This is a genomic window from Streptomyces sp. NPDC007983 (genome assembly GCF_042958345.1).
In the GTDB taxonomy this organism is placed as follows: domain Bacteria; phylum Actinomycetota; class Actinomycetes; order Streptomycetales; family Streptomycetaceae; genus Streptomyces.
Window position 1 is genome coordinate 1 of the sequence record NZ_JBIBJI010000021.1, and the last position, 19,918, is coordinate 19,918.

Consider the following 19,918-nt stretch of genomic DNA (forward strand, 5'->3'; position numbering starts at 1 on the left):
GAGTTGCCTACGTGTCACACCCAGCGTCCTACCAGGTCCTGCCCCCGCAAGGGACCAAAACCCGAGATTGATCACGACCTCACACAGGCCCTAGGCGAGTCGGCACGGATGCTCGTCGTTCGCGTTCGGCCCGGGCTGATCAGCGTTCGAGGATGAGGGCGAGGCCTTGGCCGACGCCGATGCACAGGGTGGCGATGCCGGTGCCGCTGCCCTTGCGGGCGAGTTGGTGGGCGACGGTGCCGGCGAGGCGGGCTCCTGACGCGCCGAGGGGGTGTCCCAGGGCGATGGCGCCACCTTGCGGATTGAGGATCTGGGGGTCGAACTCTGGCCATTCGGCCATGCAGCCGAGAACTTGGGCGGCGAAGGCCTCGTTCAGCTCCAGGACGTCCAGGTCGGCGAAGGTTTTGCCGGCCTTGGCGAGCGCCCGGTTGACGGCTTCTACCGGGGCGAGGCCGAAGTAGTGCGGGTCGACGGCGTGGACGCCGGTGGCGGAGATGCGGGCGAGGGGTTCGCGGCCGGTGGCCCGCAGACCTTCCTCGTCGGTCAGGAGCAGGGCGGCGGCGCCGTCATTCAGGGGGGAGGCGTTGCCGGCGGTGACTGTGCCGTTCTCGGTGCGGAAGGACGGCTTGAGCTTGGCCATCGCTGCCAGTGAGGCGTCCGCGCGGATTGACTCGTCGGTGGCGAAGGCGACCGGGCCGCCCTTACGTTGCGGGACTGACACGGGTGCCAATTCGGCGTCGAACAAGCCCTGATGTTGGGCGTCCGCCGCTTTCTGATGGGAGGCCAGCGCGAAGTCGTCCTGCTGTTCCCGGCTGATCTTGTGCTTGTCGGCGATCAGTTCGGCTGATTCGCCCAGCGGGATGGTCCATTGCGGGTTCATCTTCGGGTTGACCATGCGCCAGCCCAGGGTGGTGGAGTGCAGCTCGGTGTGGGCTGCTGGGAATGGCTTGTCCGACTTCGGCAGTACGTAGGGCGCGCGGGTCATGGACTCGACGCCGCCAGCTACGGCGATGTGGGCGTCGCCGACCGCGATGGCGCGGGCCGCCTGGATGACGGCCTCCAGGCCGGAGGCGCAAAGCCGGTTGACCGTCACCCCGGGCACGGAGGTGGGCAGGCCGGCGAGCAGCGCGGCCATGCGGCCGACGTTGCGGTTCACCTCGCCGGCATCGTTGGCGTTGCCGAAGTAGACGTCCTCGATGCGCGTGGGGTCCAACTCCGGAGTGCGGGCGAGGAGTTCGCGGATGGCGTGGGCGGCCAGGTCGTCGGGGCGGACACTCGCGAGAGCGCCGTTGTAGCGGCCGATCGGGGTGCGGACGGCATCGACGATGTAGACGTCCTTCACGACTGGATCTCCTCGGGAACGCGGACTTTGGCGGCGGTCTTGGCGATGATCTCCTCGACGGTGACCCCGGGCGCACACTCGACGAGGACGAGTCCGTCGTCGGTGATGTCGAGGACGCCAAGGTCGGTGATGATGCGGTCCACGCACGTCTTGCCGGTCAGCGGCAGTGCGCACTCGTCGAGGATCTTCGCTGAGCCGTCCTTGGCGGTGTGCGTCATCACCACGATCACCGTGCGCGCCCCGTGCACCAGGTCCATCGCCCCGCCGATCCCGGTGATCAGCTTCCCGGGGATGGCCCAGTTCGCCAGGTCACCGCAGGCGGACACCTGCATCGCCCCCAGCACGGCGACATCGATGTGCCCGCCCCTGATCATCGAGAACGACAGCGCAGAGTCGAAGAAGGAGGCCCCCGGCAGCACCGTGACGGTCTCCTTCCCGGCATTGATCAGATCAGGGTCGACGGCATCCTCGGACGGGTAGGGGCCGGTGCCGAGGATGCCGTTCTCGGACTCCAGGATCACCTCCACCCCCTCGGGAAGGTAGTTGGGGATCAGGGTGGGCAGGCCGATGCCCAGATTCACGTACTGACCATCCTTGAGCTCGCGTGCGGCGCGCGCCGCCATCTGCTGCCTTGTCCAGGCCATCAGCTGCTCACCGTCCGCTGCTCGATCTTCTTGTCGGTGGCCTGCTCGGGGCTCAGCGTCACCACCCGCTGCACGAAGATGCCCGGGAGGTGCACCGCGTCCGGGGAGATCTCGCCGGGCTCGACCAGCTCCTCGACCTCGGCGATCGTGACCCGCCCGGCCATCGCGGCGAGGGGGTTGAAGTTGCGGGTGGACTTGTTGAACACAAGATTCCCGTGCCGGTCCCCGCGCGCCGCCCGGACGAGGGCGAAGTCGGTGCGGATGCCGTGCTCCAGCACGTACTCGACGCCGCCGAACTCCCGTACTTCCTTCGGCGGTGAGGCCAGCGCGACGCCGCCCTCACCGTCGTACCGCCACGGCAGTCCGCCCTCCGCGACCTGCGTGCCCACGCCGGCTGGAGTGTAGAAGGCGGGGATTCCCGCCCCGCCGGCCCGCAGCCGCTCGGCCAGCGTGCCCTGCGGGATCAGATCTACCTCCAGCTCGCCGGCCAGGTACTGGCGCGCGAATTCCTTGTTCGCCCCGATGTAGGAGCCGGTAACCCGCCCGATCCGTCCTGCGGCCAAGAGCACGGCGAGCCCTGAATCCATCGCTCCGCAGTTGTTCGACACCACCCTCAGGTCGGACATGCCGAGTTCATGCAGCGCCTTGATCAGTACGTTCGGGACCCCGCTGAGGCCGAACCCACCGACGGCGAGGGACGCGCCGTCGTGGACATCGGCCAGGGCTTCTGCGGCGGAGGCGACCACCTTGTCCATGTCAGACCTGCTTGACGGTCGGCTGGTAGGCGAGGAACTTCCAGATGCCGTCCGCCCGCGTCCACACGGCGAGCGAGCGGTTCGCCAGCTGCTTGCGAACGCCTCCGGCGGTCAGGTCGGCGTTCATCTCGCCGATGACGACAGCGGTGTCCCCGACCACAGTGATCGTCTCGATCGGGTGGTCGATCCGGTGGTAGACGTAATAACCGCTCTTGCACTTGTCCAGGTACGAAGTCAGCGTGTCCAGGGCCCCGTTGGAGTGGGTGTAGGAGAGGCTGTGATGAGCGAGCTCGGCGAACGTATCGAAGTCCTGGTTGACGAGGGCGTCAAAGCGCTGGTTCTCCAGGGCACGGATGATTGCCGCGTCGTCTGCGGTCATGAGTGGTTCCTTCGGTGCGGTCGGTACGTGAGGTAAGAGGCGGCAGGTCACGAGGTCGGCGGTTCGCCGGCCCAGGCGCGGCTCAGGAGGCGCGTGAGGCCGTCCGCGGTGACCTGCCGCGGGTTGGCGTACGGCTGGGTCAGCGCCTGCTCGACGATCCGGCTGATGTCGTCTTCCTCCATGCCGAGTTCACGCAGTGAGCTCGGGGCGCCCAGGCGCCGGGCGAGCTCCCACAGGGTCGTGGCCGGATCGGAGACCTGGCCCAAGGCCCGCTGGAGTGCGGAGACGGCGTCGGGGACGGCGGACTGGTTGTACGCCAGGGCGTACGGCAGGACGACGGTGTGCGTCTCGGCGTGCGGCAGGTCGAGCGTACCGCCGAGAGCGTGACACAGCTTGTGGTGCAGGGACATCGTGGTGGCGCCGAGACAGGCCCCGCACAGCCACGCCCCGTACTGGGCCTCGGCGCGTGCCTGGACGTCCTTGCCGTCCGCGACCACGGCGGGGAGGGCGGCAGCGAGCGAACGTACCCCTTCCTCGGCCATCAGGCTGATGATCGGCGAGGCGTCCGGGGCGTAGAGGGCCTCTACGGCGTGCGCGATCGCGTTCATGCCGCTGGTCACGGAGACGGCCGCCGGAAGGCTCAGCGTGAGTTCGGGGTCGTAGAGCACGCTGACGGGCAGGACCCGGGGATCCTTGCCCGTGCGCTTGCGACCGCCCTCGGTCAGCCCCCACACAGAGGTCATCTCCGAACCGGCGTACGTCGTGGGTACGGCGATGATCTTCAGACCGTGTTCCAGGGCGATGGCTTTGCCGAGTCCGATCGCCGAGCCGCCGCCGACCGCGACGCAGCCGTCGGCCCCCAGCTCCGCCGCCCGGTCGCGGGCCGCGGCAGCGGATTCGGCCGGAACGTGCATGCGGGCGTGCGGGTGGACCCCCGCGGCACGGTCGCCGATCATCTGTGCGACGGCCTCGCCGAGTGCCTGCTGCGGCGGGGAACACAGGACGAGGACGCGCCCCAGTCCGGCCCTGTCGATCTCGTCGGCCAGCTGGCCGAGCACGCCGGGTCCCATCACCACGCGCATGGGCAACGACTGGTAGGTGAAGGTTCGGGCCCGGCTCATCGCTTGGCCTCCTGGTCGTCGTTGCTGAGGAGGGTGATGTCGAAGTGGACGGCGCGGTACGGGTTGTCGAACCCGAGTTCGGCCGCGCGGACGGGGTCGTCGACCTGGGCGAAGTCGCGCAGGAGGGTTTCCTTGACGCCGAAGACCACGTCGGAGCCGATGTAGGGGCAGTCCCGCACGAACAGGTGGGTGATCAGCGGCCGGTGGCCCTGGGCGGTCACCAGGAAGTGCACGTGCGCCGGCCGGTTCGGGTGCCGGTGCGTGGCCTCGAGCAGGCGGCCGACGGGCCCGTCGACCGGGATCGGGTAGAAGCGGGGCACGATGGAGCGGAACCAGAATGCGCCGTTGTCGTCGGTGGTGAACAGGCCACGGAGGTTGCGCTCGGGCTGGATGCCGGGCTGCTGTACGTCATAGAAGCCTTCGGCGTTCGCCTGCCAGACGTCGACGGTGGCGTTCGCGATCGGGTCGCCCTTCTCGTCGGTGACGCGCCCGGTGACCAGGCACTGCTCGCCCTTGCCGTCCAGGGCGATGAGGTCGCCCGGCTTCCTGGGCGGGGATTCGACCATGTGGAACGGGCCGAGGACGGTGGACTCGGTGGCGAGTTCCAGTGAGCGGTTGTTGATCGTCTCGACCAGCATGGAGACGCCCAGCACGTCCGACAGCAGGATGAACTCCTGCCGGATGTCGGTGCAGGCCTGACCGGTCTCGGTGAGGAAGGCGATGGCCGCTTCCCACTCCTCGCCCGTGAGCTCCACGTCCTTGACGAAGGCGTGCAGATGCCGGACGAGGGAGCTCAGGACCTGCCGCAGTCTCGGGTCCGTGTCCGAGCCGAAACTCTCGGCCACGATCTCCGCGGACCTGTCCTCGGAGAACAGCGAAGGCGCACTCATGGGATCCTCCCGACCTTTCATACGTAGCGTCTGGCTCCCCGATGGGGCTTCTGCCGTCGAGCCGTGTCAGGGGCCGACGGGTGTACGCCCGTGGTAGGCGTTCTCCACGACGATGGCGAGCGCCTCCGGCTCCAGCTCGGCGTCCCGGGCGGCCGTCTCGTCGCGCCGCAGTGTCTCCAGTGCGGCGTCCAGCCTGTCGAGCCCCATCCCCAGCTCCCGCAGGCTCTGCGCGGCGCCGACCTCGTGCGCGAGGTCGGTGATGCCCTGCACGGCGTCATTGCAGCCGAGGGCCTCGGCGACACGAGCGAGAGCCAGCGGCCGCTTCACACTGGTGGCCGCCAGCAGGTGCGGCAGGAGGACCGGGCGCACATCGGCGTGGCGCAGTCCGCAGACCCGTTCCACGGCTTCGCAGAGTGCGCGATGGGGCCCCGGCGGGGTCACGGCGAGCGAGCCGACGGTGAGGTAGCCACCGTATTGGGTCCGGGAACGGCCGACCAGGCCGTGGGGATGCAAGATCGCGTCCGGCATGCCATCGGCGATCTGACGGATCCCCTCCTCTGCCATCATCGCGGCGATCGGACTCGCGTCCGGCGTGCACAGGACGTCCACGCCGTATGCGAGCGCGCGCATCGCGGACCGGGCGGTGACGTGGTCCGGAAGCCCGACGGTGAGGACCGGGTCGTAGATCACCACCCTCGAGGCCGCCGGTGACGTGTCTACGGCTGGTCCGCTCCTGCTGGGAGACAACGACGGGGTGCCCGACGGGGAAACGAATTCCGCACCGGCGTACGAGGTCGGCAGGGCGACCAAGGGGAGTTCCGCACGCAGCGCGGCCTGCCTGGCAGCGTGGATCACCGCGCCGCTCCCGACGGCGACCAGGCAGTCAGCCTCCCCGCGCGCCGCGACTTCGCACGCCCGGGAGATCTGCCCCGCCACTGACCGACTCCGCGAGAACGCCAACGGCTGCGCGCGCCCACCCGGCATCGCCGCCGTGAGCGCGCTGGCCACGGCCCTCTGCGAGGCGGAGGCCAGGACGAGGACCGCCTTGGCGCCAAGACGATCGAGTTCCGGCTGCAAAGTCGTACGGTGAGCGTCGACCGCGAATACGACCCTGACCGCGTGCACGTCATGGGTGAAGCCCGCGACGACCTCCGACATCGATCTCGCCGTCACGAGAACCTTCTTCCGGTCGGCGCCGCACGGTCGCCACGGGGTCTCCGGCACGGCAAGGGGGTGGATAGTGAGCATGGGACTCCCTCCTGCTCTGTGCCTCTGCCCGGGGGACGGACCGCCTCCGCGCTCCTGTGAACGTTGCGTCACATGGTTGTCGTGCAGTATTGATCCTGTCCAATACTCGTTTTGCCTCTGATCTATACGAATGGCGAATACATCACCGTCGGCGCTGCCGGTGCCGAGCGATACAGGGCGGATCGCACTGATGGAACTGCGACAACTCCAGTACTTCGTGGCCGTGGCCGAGGAGCTGAACTTCAGCAGAGCGGCGGACCGGCTCAACATGACTCAGCCGCCTTTGAGCGCTCAGATCCGCCAGCTTGAGGAAGAGCTCGATGTGGCCCTCTTCGAGCGGACCACGCGCAAGGTGAAACTCACGGAGGCAGGACGTCACTTTCACAAGAGCACGCAGGAGCTGTTGAGCCAACTGGACACGAACATCGTGGACGCGAGGAGAGCAGCGAAAGGCGAGTGGGGCAGGCTGGCTCTGGGCTTCGTTCCCTCCGCTACCATCGAAACCCTCCCGCCCTTCCTTCGCGACTTTCGGGCGAGGTTCAGCAATGTGCGGCTCGACCTGCACGAACTCACCCCGGAGCAGCAGGTCTCCGGGCTGCGGGACGGATCGCTGGACTGCGCCTGCTTCTACCTTCCGTTCGCCGAGATGCATCCGTTCGGTGACCGGAACCTCAGGTCCGCGGCCATCTCCAGCGAACCTCTGGTCGCGGCGCTTCCACCTGGTCACAGACTTGCGGCGCAGCGGAAGATCCATACCGGCGAGCTTGCCGAGGAACCGTTCGTGACGGTCAGCGGCCACAGCGGTCAAGGACTACGCGAGATCATTCTGGAGCAGTGCCGTCGGGGCGGATTCGTGCCCCGCATCGTTCAGGAGGCGGCCCTGATCCAGACCATCGCGGGGCTCGTGGCCAGTGGAGTCGGAGTCGCGCTCATTCCCGCGTCGGTGCGTCGCATCCAGAAGATCGGCGTCACCTATCGCGCGCTCCAGAACGAGCCCCTCAGCGTCGAGATGGGCCTTGTCTGGATGCAGGAGAACAACAGCCCGGTGCTGGCCGGCTTCGTCGATGGAGCGACGCGGGCCAGATGATGTCCTCGGCCCATGCCGCAGCCGACCAACGCGGGCGGGGTGGAGCCTGTCAAGGCGGCGGGACGGACCATCCCCGAGGATGACCTCGACGGCGAAGCCAGCCGACCTGGGGCGAGCCTCTGCGGACGAGTACACCAGCGTGGCGGTCTGATCTTGCGGAAGGTGACACCTCGACGGCAGCCTTCCGGCCGAGTGCGATGAGCTCGACGGCCTGCTCCTGCAAGATGAGCCAGGCACAGTGTCCGATCGCGCTGCCTTCGACTCCGGACAGTGACTCGCCGGCCACGGTCATAGCCCGCGCTCGGCGCTCGGCCCGACGGATGTCTCGGGTAAGAGACGCTCCCGCCGTGTGGCCTGCTTCAACATCCGTTCCTCAAGAGCGCCCCCTGCTCACGCATCAGGGGTCTCGGCCTCAGGTTCGGCATCGGCCGCGCCGCCGGCGAAGTCGACGACGCCTTGGATCTGACCGCTGAGGGGGTCGCGGACAGGAACGGAACGCAGGCGCACTGCTGGAAGCACTCGGCAAAGTGCTCGGCCCCGATGACACGACAGGGGTGGTGCTCCGCCCGGCGCTCCGCCCGGCGCTCCGCCAGGGCCAGGGCGATGCCGTTCGTACCGACCACGTTCTCAGCGAGGGAGAACCCCGGCGCGGCGGCGAGGGCGTCCAGGCGTCGACTCGCGAATGCATCTCCCGGAGCGGCACTGGATCTTCCTGCCCGGGCATCGGCGAGGCTCATGCTCGCCCGGGAGCCGGAGATCGTGGACCCCAGCCAGTCGAGGACCGGTGCAGCGGCACGTATGGACGGGATGTCCGGACCGAAATCCGGGCCGTAGGCGGGCTCACTCCGGCTGGGACGAGTGCTAGAGCCCTGGAACCGCAGCCTTCCATCTAGTTGGCAAACGTATAGATCATTCGAAGAACAAGTATTGGACAGTCTGAGTAGCGGGCCCAACCATGTAACGCAGAGTTTACGCCACTCCTACCCCGACTTGTCGTATTAGACCCAAAGGCGCCCATTGATGCCTATTCATCTAGCCTGGCCGTAACTGGCCACGGTCGGCGTGCGGCGCGATGTGATGGCGTCCCCGAGGTGCCTCATCTGCGCCAACGGCCATTCCCCGTCTCATCGAACACTTATCACCCTCGACGAGTCGGACATTCTTCGTAAATCGGACAATTTTAGAGTATTGGTCGAAAGGAAACTGAAGTTGAGCACCTACGAACTCATTGCAGCCTGCTGGGTCACCGCAGGAGACGCGGACGCGGGGGCGGAGGAAGACCGCAGCCCGCTCGGCGTCCGCGAGCGCATCGAAGCCGCGGGCCGCGCCGGCTTCAAGGGATTCGGCATCGGCCACCTCGACCTGCTCGACGCGGAGCGAACCGTCGGCTTCCCGGACCTGAAGCTGATGCTCGCCGACAACGGCATCGAGCATTTCGAGATCGAATTCCTCATGAACTGGTTCACCACAGGTGAGGACAGGAAGCGCTCCGACAAGATCCGCGCCGACATGCTCCGCGCGGCAGAAGCGGTCGGCGCCCGCCACATCAAGTGCGGTGACCACACCGGCGCCAAGGTCAGTGTCGACCGGCTCGCCGAGAGTTTTGCCGGCTTGGCGGCCGACGCCGCTGAGGCGGGCACACGTCTCGCGCTCGAGCCGATGCCCTTCGGCGCCATCAAGACCCCCCAGGAGGGACTGGAGGTGGTCCAGCGGGCCGGGCACCCGGCGGGTGGACTCCTGGTCGACATCTGGCACACGCAGCGTGCCGGCGTCGACTTCGCCACCCTGGCCGATCTGCCGGCCGAGCACCTGACCAGCATCGAGCTCGACGACGCACCGCTGACCTGGGAGGGCGACCTTCTGGCGGACACCTTCAACGGCCGACGCCTGTGCGGTGAAGGCGAGTTCGACGTGGCCGGCTTCGTGGACGCCATCAAGAGCACCGGCTACCAGGGGCCGTGGGGCGTGGAGATCCTGGGTGCGGAGTATCGCAAGCTGCCCCTTGAGGAAGCGGTGAACGCGGCCTACGCGACCACTCTGTCCTTCCTCGACCGGCCCGCCGGCTGAGCGTGGCGGGCCAATCCCCGTCGCGGTGGCCCGCTGTGCGTCCTCCCAGCCAAGCCTGTGTCCCTCGGCCTGACCCCGCCGCATCAAACCGCACCCGCCTGGACGGATGACTCACATGGATCTGCAACTGAACGGCCGCCAGGCCCTCATCACCGGTGCCGCCACCGGCATCGGCCGTGCCACCGCGGAACACCTGGCTGCCGAGGGCTGCAGGGTTGCCGCGCTCGACATCGATGAGACGGCGCTGCACGAACTCGAAGAGGCCACACAGCAACTCACCGGCTCGGTCATCGCCGTACCGGCCGACCTGTCGAGCGCGGCGGGATGTTCTGAGGGAGCCGCCCAGGCCCTGGAGGCGCTCGGCGGCCTTGACATCCTCGTGAACAACGTGGGCGCGGGTGCGGTACGGCACTTCGACGACCTCACCGACGATGACTGGCAGCGCACTCTTGATCTGAACTTCATGAGCTGCGTGCGCATCACCCGCGCGTGCCTGCCCACGCTGCGCAAGGCCACCTCCGGCGTCGTCGTCAACAACGCCTCCGACCTGGCGCGCCAACCCGAGCCGGTACCTGCGGATTACTCAGCCAGCAAGGCCGCGGTCCTTTCCCTGACCAAGTCACTCGCACGGGCGGAGGGGCCGGCCCTTCGGGTCAACGCCGTCGCTCCCGGCCCGGTCTGGACACCGTTTTGGACCAAACCCGGCGGCTTCGCCGAGACCTTCGGGGAGGTGCACGGCATGGAATCGATGGCTGCGGTCGAGCACGAGATGAGCCTGCGGCAGCTGCCGTTGCGCCGTCTCGGCGCGCCCGAGGAGGTTGCCCGGGTCATCACCTTCCTCGCCAGCGATGCCGCGAGCTTCGTGACCGCGTCGGTGTGGGGCGTGGACGGCGGCAGCGTACGCAGCCTGCTCTGACCGTGACACCTGCACCGCCCTGCCGGTCGGCGGAGACCGACGCCCGATCCGAACCCGCTCCCCTCCCCAGTGCATGGACGGAGACCACCATGATCACAGCATCCCGCGCACAGACGAACGCCGCACAGCAGGCGGCGTCGTGAAGGCGGTCGTCCTCACACCAGACCGCAAGATCGCGCTGGAAGACCGGCCGGTCCGGGAACCCGGCCGAGGCGAAATACTGATCGCCTCGGAGTACTGCGGTATCTGCGGCACCGACCTGCACGCCGCCGATCTGGACCTCTTCGCTCCGCCCGTCACGATTGGGCACGAGTTCTCCGGCGTGATCGCCGCGATCGGGCACGGTGTCACCGGCTGGAATATCGGCGACCGGGTCACGGTGAACCCCAACGGGAACACCTGTGGTGTGTGCGAAGCCTGCCGCACCAGCCGCACCAACCTCTGCAAGACCGCGGTCTTCGACAACGGCCTCGGCGTACGCCGCGACGGGGGCATGGCCGAGTTCGCCACGGTACCCGCGGTCCACTTGCACCGGCTGCCCGACTCCGTGGACAGCAAGCGCGGTGCATGGACCGAGCCGCTGGCCGTCGCGATCCGTGCCGTACGCGGATCAGGTATCCGACTCGGGGACTCAGCCGTGGTCATCGGCGGCGGCCCCATCGGCCTGCTGACCGTGCAGCTGCTGCGCAGAGCGGGGGCCGCGCGGATCGACGTCGTCGAACCGTCCGGCTTCCGCGGTGACGTCGCCATGAGCATCGGAGCCGACGCGGTCTACACCCCGGCGACGCTCGCCGAGGCCGTCGCCTGCGGCGACTTCCGGCCCGTCGACCGGGTCTACGAATGTTCCGGGAACCCGACCGCGGTGCAGACCGCGATCACTCTGCTCTCGCCGGGCGGGACGGTCCAGCTGATCGGGGTCGCCGCGGTACCGGTCGCGTTCTCCGCCATGGATGCGCTGACCAAAGAGATCACCATCTCGGCGAACTTCATTTACGCCGAAGAGTTCGACCAGGCCATCGAGCTCCTGAGCCGAGACGCTGTCGACGTCATCTCGCTGACCTCGACCGTGCTGACGCTCGATCAGCATGAGGCGGCCTTCGCCGCGCTCCGCCGGCCCGACTCCACCATCAAGGCACTGATCAAGACCGGAACCGGCGACTGAGCGCGGCGGCCACCAAACCGCTCAGCACCTCCCCAGAAAGAAGAGGTCCCCAGATGTCTCCGCTCACCCAGACCAGATCCATGCCGACCCTGCGTGGCAGGCGTCTCGCAGCCATATGCCTGAGCACGGTCCTGGTCGGCGGCGCCACGGCATGCAGTGCCACCGGCCCCACCGCCGCCGGTACGGAGAAGGGATCGAAGATGAAGCTCGGGCTGTCCATGCCGACGCTCAACACTCCCTTCTTCACGGTCCTGGGCAAGGAGGCGACGGCCCAGGCGAAAGCAGAAGGCGGCAAGGTCGTGCAGACGACGAACGCCAACCGCGACGCCAGCCAGCAGGTCAACGACTTCCGTAACCTCATCGCGGCCGGCGCCAACGTGATCCTGGCAGGCGTGGTCGACCGGTCGGCGATCCGACCCGCTCTGGACTACGCGAAGAGCCAGAAGGTCCCGGTGGTCATCGTCGACGACGCGCCCGCAGCGGGGGAGGTGTACGCCGTCGTGAAGGCGGACAACGAGGCGATGGCGGCCCAGGCCGCGGGCGCACTAGCGGCCAAGGTGCCCAAGACTGGCAAGATCCTGGAAATCATGGGCGGTTTGACGACCACCAACGGGCAGGACCGCAAGAGCGGCTTCGACAAGGAGTTCAAGAAGAAGGCACCGGGCGTCAAGGTCATCCGGCAGTCCGCCGAGTGGGACGGCACGAAGAGCGCGAATGTCATGTCGACGGTGCTCAGCAGCACTCCACAGCTGAACGGCGTGTTCCTGGCCACCGACACGCTCTACTACGAGCCGGTCGCCGCAACCCTGAAGGCCCGCGGGCGTCTGTCACCCGTGGGGCAGTCCGGACACCTGCCGACGGTCGCCATCGACGGCGGCGTGGAATCGCTCGACGCGATCCGCAAGGGCTATCTGGACGCCACCGTCTCGCAGCCCGTGCTCGACTACGCCAAGTACGGCGTCGGCTACCTCCAGGACGCGCTGGACGGCAAGAAGATGAAGGCCGGGGCCACCGACCACGACAGCACGGTCGTGAAGAAGGGCTCCTCCTTCATCGACGAGCTGCCCGCACCTGTGGTGACGAAAAAGAACGTCAACGATTCCACCCTGTGGGGCAACAGGTCATGACGATCCCCAACCACTCCACCGACACGCACGACCTGCTCGGCGCGGGCGAACCCATCGTGGAGATTCGAGACGCCGTCAAACGGTTCGGGGCCACCACGGCACTCGACGGCCTCTCGCTCACCGTGCGTCGAGGCGAGTCACACGGACTCGTCGGCCGCAACGGCGCCGGCAAGTCCACCCTGGTGTCCGTCCTGACCGGACTGAACGAGATCGACTCGGGCACGTTCCTGCTGGGCGGCGCGCAACCGCCACCGCGCTCGGACCGCAAGGCGTGGCTGTCCGCGGTCAGCTGCGTCTACCAGCACCGCACCGTCGTACCCGGCCTCAGCGTCGCGGAGAACCTCTACCTGGGCACGTACCAGAACAAGCAGACGATCTCCTGGAGCGCGCTCAACAAGGCCGCCGCGGCGGAACTCGAGAACTGGGACATCCCCATCCCGCCGACGAAGAAGGTCATGGACCTCGGCGTCGGCGAGGTCCAGATGATCGAGATCGTACGGGCCCTCAGCCACGGTTCACGGTTCGTCATCCTGGACGAACCGACTGCCCAGCTCGTCGCCGGCGAGATCGACATCCTCATGACCCGCGTCAATCAACTGCGCGAACGCGGGGTGACGTTCCTGTTCATCTCCCACCACTTGGACGAAGTCCCGCGGGTGTGTGACGCGGTGACCGTGCTGCGCAACGGCAGGCATGTCCTGAGCGGTGATGCACACAAACTCACCACCTCCGACATCGTCTCCGCGATGGTCGGCGACGAGGCCTCTGGCACCGTCCTCACCGCCAAGAAGCAGATCGTCCGGCCGCCGCTGCCCGAAGACGCGCCCGTCGTGCTCAACGCCGCGGTACGCGTGGACGGTTACCAGGACACGATGGAGCTGTCGCTACGGGCCGGCGAGGTCGTCGGCCTGGCCGGCCACCTTGGATCGGGCACACGCAGCCTGGCCCTGACCCTGGCCGGGCACCACCGGGACTGGGAAGGCGCGATCACGGTCCAAGGCACTCCGGTGCCCCGCAAATGGAACCCCTACACGGCAGTCCGAACTGGCGTCAGCCTGCTGCCCGAGGACCGCATCAACACCGGCCTGGTGGGCCAGATGTCCATCGAGGACAACATGTCCATGCCCGCTTTGAAGAAGCTGACCAAGCGAGTGCTCCTGGACCGCCGTGCACGGCGCCGGTTCGCCGAGACGAACCGTACCGATCTCGGTGTGAAGTGCTCCTCCGTTTCGCAGCCCGTGGGGGAGCTCAGCGGCGGCAACCAGCAGAAGGTCCTGCTGGGCTCGGCACTCAGCACCAACCCGGCCGTGCTCGTGCTACTGCACCCCACCGCGGGCGTCGACATCGCCTCCAAGGCCACGATCCTCGACATCGTCGAGCAGCGACGCAAAGAAGGGCTGGCCGTCCTCCTCGTCAGCGACGAGCCGGAAGAACTCGTCTTCTGCGACCGGATCCAGATCTGGGTCCGCGGCAGGAAGACCACGGAAGGAAGCGGCATGACCGAGAGCGAACTCGTCGCCGCCATGGAAGGCTCCGAACTGTCCAGCGAGGAATCATGAGCACCAGCACCCACCACAACGACATCGCCCCGCCCAAGCGTGGCAGCACACCTGCCACCGCACACCCCACCTTGGGCCGCACAGTCTCAGACTTCCTCAAGCCCGAATGGGCCGTCCTGCCAGCCCTCGTCGTCGTCATCGTCGTCGGCGCCGTCCTGAACCCCACCTTCCTCTCCTACAACAACATCTACGGCGTCCTGCAGCAGACCAGCGAACTGGCGGTCCTCACCATGGGGCTCACGCTGGTGCTCATCACCGGCAAATTCGACCTGTCACTGGAGTCGATCTTCGGGCTGGCTCCGATGGTCGCGGCTTACTGCTTCCTGCAGGCCGCCGGCGGCAGCCTCGGCCTCATGAACTCGCCCATCGTGGCCTTCCTCGCCGTCTTCGTCGTGGGCGCGATCATCGGAGCGTTCAACGGCGTGCTCGTCGTGCGCCTGAAGTTCAACGCCTTCATCGCCACCCTCGCCACGCTGATCCTGCTACGCGGCGTCAGCCTCGGGCTGACCCACGGCGCCACCCTGTCCGGACTGCCTTCGGTGATGACCATCCCCGGACAGGCCAGCGTCGCGCAGCTGCCGCTGTCGTTCCTCATCGCGATGGTGGTACTCATCGCCCTGACGCTGTTCCTCTCCCGACACCGCGTTGGACGGATGCTCTACGCCGTCGGCGGAAACCCGCAGGCAGCCCGGGTCGCCGGCATCCGGGTGGAGCGCGTCATCATGGGCGTCTTCATCGTCGGCGGCGTACTCGCGGCACTCGCCGGCCTGCTGCAGGCCGGACGCATCGCCTCCATCCCCTCGTCCCTCGGACAGAACCTCATCTTCAACGCCTTCGCCGCCGCCGTCCTGGGCGGTGTCAGCCTCAACGGCGGCCGCGGCACGGTGGCCGGCGCCTGCGGCGGCGTCCTGCTGCTGGTCCTCATCCAGAACGTGCTCGTCCTCTCCAACGTCCCCGCCTACTGGATCAGCGCCACCACTGGCGGAATCATCCTGATTGCCCTGCTCATCAGCAGGGTCAGCGGAGCGGACAAGGGCGCGTAAGGCAGCACCCGTAGCGGGGCGCGCGGCCGGACCGCTACCGGAACCAGACTCCCGAGGAGCAGGCAGTGAGACTCGAACACAAGATCGCCGTGGTCAGTGGCGCGGCGGCAGGGATCGGAAGAGCCACCGTCGAGCGCTTCGCCGCCGAGGGCGCGCGGGTGTACGCCGGAGACATCGCCTACACCGCCCCCCGCGACGACGGCACCATCCATCTCCGCCCGCTCGACGTGCGAGACCTCGCGTCGTGGGAAAAGCTCGCGGCGGAAGTCGCAGACGCCGGTGGCGCCGACATCCTCGTCAACAACGCTGGCATGGTGGGCACTTACGCAGGCATCACCGACATCGACCTCAAGGACTGGGACGGCATCATCGCGGTCAACCAGACCGGAGTGTTCTACGGGATGCGGACCTTCATCCCGCAGATGAGCAAGACCGGCGGGTCCGTGGTCAACGTCTCCTCCATCTGGGGCGCGGTAGGCGCAGCAGGCGTGGCCGCCTACACCGCATCGAAGGGAGCGGTCACGCAGATGACGAAGAACGCGGCGCTCACCTACGCCGGTCAGAAGGTCCGCGTGAACTCCGTGCACCCCGGTCTCATCGCAACCCCCATGATCGATGCGCAGGACCAGGCCATCTCCGACACCGTCATCGCAGCGACGCCTCTCGGGCGGATCGGGCAACCCACCGAGGTCGCCAACGTCATCCTCTTCCTGGCCAGCGACGAGGCGTCCTATGTGACCGGGGCACAGTACATGGTGGACGGGGGGTACACGACGCCATGACGGGCAAAGGACCGGGGTATACACGGGCGGCCAGGTTCGGCCGGAGCAGACCGTTGACGGAGATCCCTTAACTCCTGCTGCCTCCGTGCTGTCGCGGAGGGCCCCGAACCGCGTTCTCCTGCCGCAGCACCAGCAGTTCCGCGTCCTTCGCCGTCCCGCGACGGAGGAGAACTGATGGAACGCTCAGCAGTTTCCGGGTCACGTTGTACAGCAAGGACACGATCACGGAGGACATTATCCCAGCGGACTGATCGCACCCGGCTCATCTGCGGCGATGACTTTTCGAGCGGCACAGGATGACATTCTCGGCAAGCGCACCCACCGGCGGGCGACGAGCTTGCGGTGCCAGGTCAGCAGCGTGCTCGGTGTGACCGGGAAGACCTTGGACCAGCGGCGGCGGGGGATCAACGAGGACAGGGCTGCGAACCAGAGACGGTCCGCTGGCTCGTACCGTACCCGCCCCTGCAGCTGGCGTCGTAGCACAGCGTTTCGTGCCGGAGGACGAGAAGCTCAGCCTCCTTCGAGGTGTCCCGCCGTAGGAGTACTGCTGGGCAGAGAGAAGACGTCGAGTCATCCGGTAGAGAAGCGACACGACCATCGAACCAGGATGGCAGTGCTACGCGGAGGCCGTGGCCTTTTGACCAGCAGTGACGATTATTCGAGCCCGACACGCTGGCGGTCCAGGACGACGGCGGCCTGGGCGGCGAAGGCGGCGAGCACCCGGCGGTCCTCGGCGGGCAGAACTCGGCCGCTGAGTGCGAGGACCATGTGGTCGCCGACCGGCATGTCGACCTCCGCGTCCTCAGGGCGTTCGAGCGGGCGGGCCCGACTCCGCCGCAAAGTCCCCAGTCCAACGCGTTTGCCGAACGATGGATACGCACGGCCCGCGCCGAGTACACCGACCGGCTCCTCACCACCGGTGAACGACACCTGCGGACGGTCCTTACCGCATACGCCGAGCACTACAACGCCGGACGGGCCCACCACAGCCTCAACTTACGGGCGCCAGACGACGATCCGGCCATCATCTCTCTACCCGCAGCGGCTATCAGACGCCGACAAGTACGTGGCGGACTACTCAACGAGTACCAGGCCACGCCCATCAGACGACCCAGCGATGAACAGGAATCGCCCAGTTCAGCGGCCTGATCGGAATATTGACAAATCTTCAGGGCGATGCTGCCACCAGGTGCGAGGGCAGCGCCTGCTCCGTCCAGATGCACTTGCCCGTCGGTGTGAAACGGGTGCCCCACCGTTGGGACAGCGCCGCGACCAGCTGCAGCCCGCGGCCGCTCTCGTCGGTGTCGGCGGCGCGGCGTATGCGAGGGGTGGTGAGGCTGCCGTCCGAGACCTCGCAGATCAGTGCCCGGCCGTGCAGCAAACGCAGCTGTATGGGCCCCTTGGCATGTCGGACGACATTGCCGACCAGCTCACTGACCAGGAGTTCTGTCGTCATCGACAGCTCGTCGAGATGCCACGCGGATAGCTGTTCCGTGACCAGGTGGCGGGCTTCACCGGCTGCGATGGGGCCGTCCGGGAGTGTCCAGGAGACGACCCTTCCGGGGGCCAGTGACCGCGTACGGGCGATCAGCAGAGCGGTGTCGTCCTGGGTCTCGGTCTGCTCCGGCAGGAGCGCGCTGATGACGGCATCGCACAGGGGGCCAGGATCTTGGAGGGCCGTGGTGCCGGATTTGGCAGTCTGCCCGGGCGGGCCCGAGGCGGGAGCGGCGTGGGTGAGAGTCCGGGCGAGGGAGGCCATGCCGTCGTCCATGGTGACGGTGGAGGATTCGACCAGGCCGTCCGTGTAGAGCACAAGGAGGCTGCCCTCGGGAACGTGGACCTCATGGGTCTCGAAGGGCGGGATGGCGGCGCCGAGCGGTGGGTCGGCGACGTCGTGCGGGAAGTGGACCGCGCCGTCGGGGCGGACGATGGCGAGCGGTGGGTGTCCGGCGCTGGCGACGGTGCAGATGTTGGTGGTGGGGTCGTAGATCGTGTACGAGCAGGTGGCGTAGAAATCGTCTCCGAGGCTTCCGACGAGGTCATTGAGGTGCGTGAGGAGTTCGCCGGGCGGGAGGTCGAGGTCCGCGAGGGTGTGGACGGCCGTACGCAGCTGGCCCATCGTGGCGGCCTCGGACAGTCCATGGCCCATGACGTCGCCGATGACGAGAGCCACCCGCTCCCCGGACAGCGGGATGATGTCGTACCAGTCCCCACCGACCTGTATGCCTTCACTGGCGGGTAGGTAGCGGGCGGCGGCCGTGACCGCCATCAAGGAAGGCAGGGTACGGGGCAGAAGACCGCGCTGCAGTTCTTGGGCGCGAGTGTGCTCGGCGTCGTAGAGGCGAGCCCTCTCCAGTGCCTGGGCGACCAGCCCGCTGAGAGCGATGAGCAGGGAACGGTCCTCCTCCGAGAAGTGGCGGGGTCGGCTGAAGGCCACCACGCAGTAGCCGATCTGCTGGTCGGAGGCGATCAGCGGGAGAAATGCCCAGGCGTTCATCCCGCTTTGGTGAAGGTAGTCGACAGCGTCAGGGTGTTGTTCGGCGTACTCCTGCGGAGTGGACAGGAAGCTTGGGGAGCGGGTGGTGAGCACACGGACGATGGCGGACATTTCCGAGAAGGGAATCTTCTGGACGATCTTGAGGAACTCCTCCGGATACCCGGAAGAGCCGACCATGCGCACGCGCCCGTTCTCGATCAGCTGGCAGATCAGGCCGGTTGCGCCGAAAGGGGGAAGCATGCGGTTGGCGACGGCCTTCACGACGTCCCGGACGGTCAGTGCCTTGGCGAGTGCCGACGTGAGCTCCCCCATGAGGGTGACGCGCTCGGCCGCGGTGCGCTCGGCCGCGGTGCGCTCGGCTTCCCGCGTCCGGCGTTCGGTGATATCGGAGATGTGGATGACCAGGCCGTCGGGAATAGGGTCGAGTCGTACGTGATACCACTCTGATCTCCCGGGCCACTGGGTGTCGAGGCCGACCGGTGTGCGAGTGGCCGCCACCTGCCCGTGGCAGGCGGCCATCCCGGTCTCACGGATCACCGGGTGGTCCCATAGGACTGTTCCCAGCTCCCCTGTCGCGGAAGAACCGAGTAGATTCAGGACCGCCACGTTGGCGAACGTGATCCGTGAGTGACGGTCGAGCAGGAGAAGACCGTCGTTCATCCGCCACATGGACTTGCCGATGGTGTCACTGCAGGGGGGCTCGCCTTCGTGCCCGATGCCCGTGGCGGTGGCCGGGGCGGGCTGTCCGCGCTCAGCGATCCACCCGGCGACCGTCCGAAGGAAGTGGCGCTGAGCGTCGCTGAGGTCACCATCTGTGTCCGTCAGGACGGACAGCGAGCCCACCGGTTGTCGTTCGGGTGTGACCACCGGTACGGAGGTCACACCGCTTCCACGAGGAATGGCTCCGACGCCGGAGGCGCCGGGGGAGGGATGGCCGGACGACGGTGAGGACATCTGGTGCAGGGCGACGGGCGGAGGGGGTGTCCGGGCATGGATTCCGTACTGCAGGCAGGCCACGGGAGCCGCGCTGTCATCTTCCGTGAGCGTCTCCCACCCCATGGTCAGGGAGCTGGGGAGCCCGATGCTGGCCACCAGACGGAGGCAGCCGTAGTTCGGATCACGCAGATGGATCATGCCCCCCAGGGCGCCGAGTTCGGCGACCACGTGGGCGAGGGCGAGCGGCAGTGGCTCGATGCCGCTTCGGTCGTCGACCGCGCAGTCCAGCAGCCGAAGCCGTGTCCGTGCTGATCGAGTGATCCCGGTGTTCGCGGTTTTTGGGTGCTGTTCATGGACACCCAT

Annotated in this window: 18 protein-coding genes; 9 read left to right on the forward strand and 9 right to left on the reverse strand. The window is 67.6% G+C overall.

Features of this window, described 5'->3' with window-relative positions; genetic code table 11:
• Positions 1-139: 139 nt before the first annotated feature.
• From ACFZCY_RS38335 to ACFZCY_RS38365, 7 genes are all read right to left on the reverse strand, one after another.
• Positions 140-1,342: an acetyl-CoA C-acyltransferase gene (locus ACFZCY_RS38335; protein WP_391184317.1), complete on the reverse strand. Its 1,203-nt coding sequence runs from the start codon at positions 1,340-1,342 to the stop codon at positions 140-142.
• Entirely contained in the window at positions 1,339-1,986 is a 648-nt protein-coding gene (locus tag ACFZCY_RS38340; RefSeq protein ID WP_391184319.1) for a 3-oxoacid CoA-transferase subunit B, read from the reverse strand. Before ACFZCY_RS38340 ends, ACFZCY_RS38335 begins: the two co-directional genes overlap by 4 nt.
• Complete coding sequence (locus tag ACFZCY_RS38345) at positions 1,986-2,741, reverse strand: 3-oxoacid CoA-transferase subunit A (RefSeq protein WP_391184322.1); 756 nt, start codon at positions 2,739-2,741, stop codon at positions 1,986-1,988. Before ACFZCY_RS38345 ends, ACFZCY_RS38340 begins: the two co-directional genes overlap by 1 nt.
• Position 2,742: 1 nt before the next feature.
• Positions 2,743-3,120: a DUF4440 domain-containing protein gene (locus ACFZCY_RS38350; RefSeq protein ID WP_391184325.1), complete on the reverse strand. Its 378-nt coding sequence runs from the start codon at positions 3,118-3,120 to the stop codon at positions 2,743-2,745.
• A 47-nt stretch (positions 3,121-3,167) separates the two neighbouring features.
• Positions 3,168-4,241 carry an iron-containing alcohol dehydrogenase gene (locus ACFZCY_RS38355; RefSeq protein WP_391184328.1) on the reverse strand — a complete coding sequence of 358 codons (1,074 nt, stop codon included), beginning with the start codon at positions 4,239-4,241 and terminating at the stop codon, positions 3,168-3,170.
• Positions 4,238-5,131 (reverse strand): dioxygenase, encoded by an 894-nt coding sequence (locus ACFZCY_RS38360; RefSeq protein ID WP_391184331.1) that lies wholly within the window; start codon positions 5,129-5,131, stop codon positions 4,238-4,240. Before ACFZCY_RS38360 ends, ACFZCY_RS38355 begins: the two co-directional genes overlap by 4 nt.
• Before the next feature lie 66 nt (positions 5,132-5,197).
• Positions 5,198-6,304: an iron-containing alcohol dehydrogenase gene (locus tag ACFZCY_RS38365; RefSeq protein WP_391184334.1), complete on the reverse strand. Its 1,107-nt coding sequence runs from the start codon at positions 6,302-6,304 to the stop codon at positions 5,198-5,200.
• 205 nt (positions 6,305-6,509) lie between these two features.
• Here ACFZCY_RS38365 and ACFZCY_RS38370 point away from each other — a divergent pair, with 205 nt between their 5' ends.
• From ACFZCY_RS38370 to ACFZCY_RS38405, 8 genes are all read left to right on the forward strand, one after another.
• Positions 6,510-7,466, forward strand: coding sequence for a LysR substrate-binding domain-containing protein (locus ACFZCY_RS38370; RefSeq protein ID WP_391184337.1), 957 nt, complete (start codon positions 6,510-6,512; stop codon positions 7,464-7,466).
• Positions 7,467-8,675: 1,209 nt separating this feature from the next.
• Positions 8,676-9,533, forward strand: a complete 858-nt coding sequence (locus tag ACFZCY_RS38375) for a TIM barrel protein (RefSeq protein WP_391184339.1) — start codon at positions 8,676-8,678, stop codon at positions 9,531-9,533.
• A gap of 115 nt (positions 9,534-9,648) precedes the next feature.
• A complete protein-coding gene (locus tag ACFZCY_RS38380; protein ID WP_391184342.1) occupies positions 9,649-10,449 on the forward strand; it encodes an SDR family oxidoreductase in 801 nt (266 codons plus the stop codon).
• Between the two features lie 139 nt (positions 10,450-10,588).
• Positions 10,589-11,611, forward strand: coding sequence for an alcohol dehydrogenase catalytic domain-containing protein (locus ACFZCY_RS38385; protein WP_391184345.1), 1,023 nt, complete (start codon positions 10,589-10,591; stop codon positions 11,609-11,611).
• Positions 11,612-11,691: 80 nt separating this feature from the next.
• On the forward strand, positions 11,692-12,738 hold the full coding sequence (locus ACFZCY_RS38390; RefSeq protein WP_391184348.1) for a substrate-binding domain-containing protein: 1,047 nt from the start codon (positions 11,692-11,694) through the stop codon (positions 12,736-12,738).
• Complete coding sequence (locus tag ACFZCY_RS38395; RefSeq protein ID WP_391184351.1) at positions 12,735-14,297, forward strand: ATP-binding cassette domain-containing protein; 1,563 nt, start codon at positions 12,735-12,737, stop codon at positions 14,295-14,297. Before ACFZCY_RS38390 ends, ACFZCY_RS38395 begins: the two co-directional genes overlap by 4 nt.
• Positions 14,294-15,340, forward strand: coding sequence for an ABC transporter permease (locus tag ACFZCY_RS38400; RefSeq protein ID WP_391184354.1), 1,047 nt, complete (start codon positions 14,294-14,296; stop codon positions 15,338-15,340). Before ACFZCY_RS38395 ends, ACFZCY_RS38400 begins: the two co-directional genes overlap by 4 nt.
• 65 nt (positions 15,341-15,405) lie before the next feature.
• Positions 15,406-16,122: an SDR family oxidoreductase gene (locus ACFZCY_RS38405; RefSeq protein ID WP_391184357.1), complete on the forward strand. Its 717-nt coding sequence runs from the start codon at positions 15,406-15,408 to the stop codon at positions 16,120-16,122.
• 654 nt (positions 16,123-16,776) lie between these two features.
• Here ACFZCY_RS38405 and ACFZCY_RS38410 read toward each other — a convergent pair.
• On the reverse strand, positions 16,777-16,908 hold the full coding sequence (locus ACFZCY_RS38410; RefSeq protein ID WP_391184583.1) for a hypothetical protein: 132 nt from the start codon (positions 16,906-16,908) through the stop codon (positions 16,777-16,779).
• On the opposite strand from ACFZCY_RS38410, the gene ACFZCY_RS38415 reads away from it, so the two are divergent.
• Positions 16,891-17,271, forward strand: coding sequence for an integrase core domain-containing protein (locus tag ACFZCY_RS38415; RefSeq protein WP_391184359.1), 381 nt, complete (start codon positions 16,891-16,893; stop codon positions 17,269-17,271). The genes ACFZCY_RS38410 and ACFZCY_RS38415 overlap by 18 nt on opposite strands.
• 19 nt (positions 17,272-17,290) lie before the next feature.
• Here ACFZCY_RS38415 and ACFZCY_RS38420 read toward each other — a convergent pair whose 3' ends face one another.
• The gene (locus ACFZCY_RS38420) at positions 17,291-19,918 is read right to left on the reverse strand and encodes a SpoIIE family protein phosphatase (RefSeq protein WP_391184361.1); all 2,628 of its coding nucleotides are present in this window, start codon (positions 19,916-19,918) and stop codon (positions 17,291-17,293) included.